Source organism: Rickettsia endosymbiont of Ixodes scapularis, assembly GCF_000160735.1.
In the GTDB taxonomy this organism is placed as follows: domain Bacteria; phylum Pseudomonadota; class Alphaproteobacteria; order Rickettsiales; family Rickettsiaceae; genus Rickettsia; species Rickettsia tamurae.
On record NZ_CM000770.1, the window covers coordinates 445,603 to 447,218 of the forward strand.

Sequence of the window (1,616 nt, forward strand, 5' to 3'; positions counted from 1 at the left end):
TAATTGAATCGGTAGGGGCAAGTATTTTATTCCTTCCTACTTACAGTCCTGACCTTAATCCTATAGAACATTATTGGTTTAAAACTAAAGAACCCTCAGCTATAAGCTGAGGGGTTATAAAGTGGAATCGATTAGAAATCGATCATCATTCACAGGTTCACCTTCCTGTTCATCAATATAGCGCTGTATCGTTTCATCAGTTATATTACCTGAACTGACCGCCATATAGCCCCTAGCCCACAAATGATTGCCCCAAAATTGTTTTCTTAAATGAGCAAATTCTTGCAATAAAATTCTTGAGCTACTACCTTTTAAATACTGTACTAACTTGCTAAGAGATATTTGTGATTTATATGAGATAAACATATGCACGTGATCACATGATATTTTCCCTGAAATTATATATACTTCATGTTCCATACAAATCTGCCTTAGTAAATCTCTAGCCCTTTCCGCTACTTTGCCTATCAACACTCTCTTCCTATATTTTGGTATCCATATAAGATGTACTTTTAAATCATACTGACTATGACTATTCTTTCTATAACTTCTCATGTTTCTTGATATAAATTCATTGCTAAAGCAATTTCATTATATCTTCCCTTCGCCTGAAGGCGAGGGATTTCTTATCCCCGAAGGGGGACATTAAGAAATGAGTTTATAGAAAAACGCGAGTTTCGTATTAATAGAGGAACTGAATAGCTGATAGTAACTGGGTTACGAGGATATTAGTAATATTGTTTTTGTTATAAAATGTACTTAAAACTGCATAAATTTTTAGTAAATTGTCTTTTTTGACTATAACTATTAAATTGTAAAACTTGTCACACCTCTTACAAACCTTGAAAGGATAAGCATTATAGCATATTCATTAACCATAATTTAGGCATCTTAATACGAAACTCGCGTAAATTAGAAAAGATACTAGTAACTTTACATATTTTTTTGATGCTGTTTATCACGTATTACAAAAAGTAACTACCTTACCTGCTTAAGCTATAACTTACAAAGATCAAGTTCTATCTAAGTTATTTATGCATTCTCTTCGTCAAGCTTTACAGCTGCTTTACGCATTTTATCCATAAAGTAACCGGTTCCGGCAGGTACTAATCGTCCAACTATCACGTTTTCTTTTAATCCTCGTAACTTATCTACTTTACCGGCAATAGCTGCTTCAGTTAAAACTCTAGTAGTCTCTTGGAATGATGCCGCAGAGATAAACGATCTAGTTTGCAGAGAAGCTTTAGTAATACCTTGTAATATTAATTGTGCTTCAGCAGGTTTTAAACCGTTTTTAATAGCTTTTTCATTTATCTCATCGAATTCATGTCTATCTATTTTTTCACCTGCTAATAACATAGTTCCGCCTGAATCCGTAACCTCTACTTTTTGTAACATCTGACGGATAATAACTTCTATGTGCTTATCATCAATCTTTACACCTTGTAGACGATAAACGGCTTGAACCTCCTTAACAATATAATTTGCAAGAACCTCTACGCCCATTACTTTTAAAATATCTTGAAGTACTGGATTACCATCAATCAATAAATCGCCTTTTTTAACAAAGTCACCTTCGTTAACTACAACATGCTTGCCTTTTGGTACCATATACT

At 33.6% G+C, this 1,616-nt stretch carries 2 protein-coding genes and 1 pseudogene; 1 reads left to right on the top strand and 2 read right to left on the bottom strand.

Annotation, left to right across the window (positions count from 1 at the left end):
- The coding region (locus REIS_RS14015; protein WP_179943711.1) for a transposase at positions 1-110 on the top strand (110 nt) is incomplete at its 5' end.
- 4 nt (positions 111-114) lie between these two features.
- Here the strand turns inward: REIS_RS14015 and tnpA are convergent.
- Together tnpA and REIS_RS02295 are read right to left on the bottom strand one after the other, a co-directional pair.
- Positions 115-555, bottom strand: a complete 441-nt coding sequence (gene tnpA / locus REIS_RS02290; RefSeq protein WP_008579647.1) for an IS200/IS605 family transposase — start codon at positions 553-555, stop codon at positions 115-117.
- Between the two features lie 477 nt (positions 556-1,032).
- A pseudogene (locus REIS_RS02295) lies at positions 1,033-1,616 on the bottom strand (DNA-directed RNA polymerase subunit beta'); the annotation flags it as partial.